We start from the raw sequence: 1,272 nt of genomic DNA on the forward strand, positions 1-1,272 counted from the left end.
GTCGGCGTTGGAAGGCGTAGGTGGGCAGTTCGGTGTGGCGGGCACCGGTCCCGGCGAACAACTCCGCCCAGTCGACCGGCACTCCGGCGGTGAACAACGCACCCAGCCCCGCCAGCACCGCCTCGACCTCACCACGACCGCGACGCAGACTGGGCACCGCCGTAATGTCCTGACCGTCCAGACACTCCCGCACCGACCCCGTCAGCACCCCGTCCGGACCCAGCTCGACGAACCGCGTCACACCCCGCTCACGCAACCGCACCACCGTGTCGGCGAACCGCACCGTGTCACGCACATGCCGCACCCAGTACTCCGGATCCGCCATCGCCTCATTCACAGTCCCCACACCCGGCGACCGGAACTCCAACCCCGCCACCACCGCACGGAAATCGTCCAGCATCGGCTCCATCAACGCCGAATGAAACGCATGACTCACCACAAGCCGCTTCGTCCGGCACCCCCGCTCCGACAACCGCCGCACCACCCCCTCGACCGCAGACCCCTCACCCGACACCACCACCGACCCCGGACTGTTCACCGCCGCGATCGACACCCCAGCACCCGACTCAGCCACCACCGGCGCCACCACGTCCTCACCCGCGGCAACCGCCACCATCACCCCACCCGGCGCCAGCCCCTGCATCAACCGACCCCGCGCAGTCACCAACACACACGCATCCGCCAGCGACAACACCCCCGACACATGAGCCGCAGCAACCTCCCCCACAGAGTGACCCGCCACAAAATCCGGAACCACACCCCACGACCCGAACAACCGGAACAACGCCACCTCAACCGCGAACAACGCCGGCTGCGCAAACTCCGTCGAATCCAACAGCCCCCCAGCACCCTCCTCACCGAAAACAGCAGCCCTCACCACCGGATCCAACAACTCACACACCCGATCAAAAGCAGCCGCGAACACCGGAAACCGCCCATACAACTCCCGGCCCATCCCCACCCGCTGCGAACCCTGACCCGAAAACACCACCGCCACACGACCCCGACCCGCACCAGCACCAGCACCAGCACCAGCACCGACCCCAGCCCCGGCCTCACCCCCGGCAACAACCGCCAACCGGTCCAGCAACTCCTCCCGCCCCGACGCAACCACCACCGCCCGATCCCCATGCACAGCACGACCAACCGCCAACGAATACGCAACATCCGCCAACACCACACCCGGCCGCTCCACCACAAACGACCGCAACCGAGCAGCCTGACCACACAACGCCCCCGACCCACGCCCCGACAACACAAACGGCAACACCG

At 67.5% G+C, this 1,272-nt stretch carries 1 protein-coding gene and 1 pseudogene; both read right to left on the minus strand.

The features are described 5' to 3' along the window. The coding region (locus ACP4J0_RS38445) for an acyltransferase domain-containing protein (protein WP_426604086.1) at positions 1–997 on the minus strand (997 nt) is incomplete at its 3' end. A gap of 72 nt (positions 998–1,069) precedes the next feature. After that, a pseudogene (locus tag ACP4J0_RS38450) lies at positions 1,070–1,270 on the minus strand (hypothetical protein); the annotation flags it as partial. Between the last annotated feature and the right edge of the window lie 2 nt (positions 1,271–1,272).

The organism is Streptomyces sp. WG7 (assembly GCF_049975785.1).
Lineage (GTDB): Bacteria > Actinomycetota > Actinomycetes > Streptomycetales > Streptomycetaceae > Streptomyces.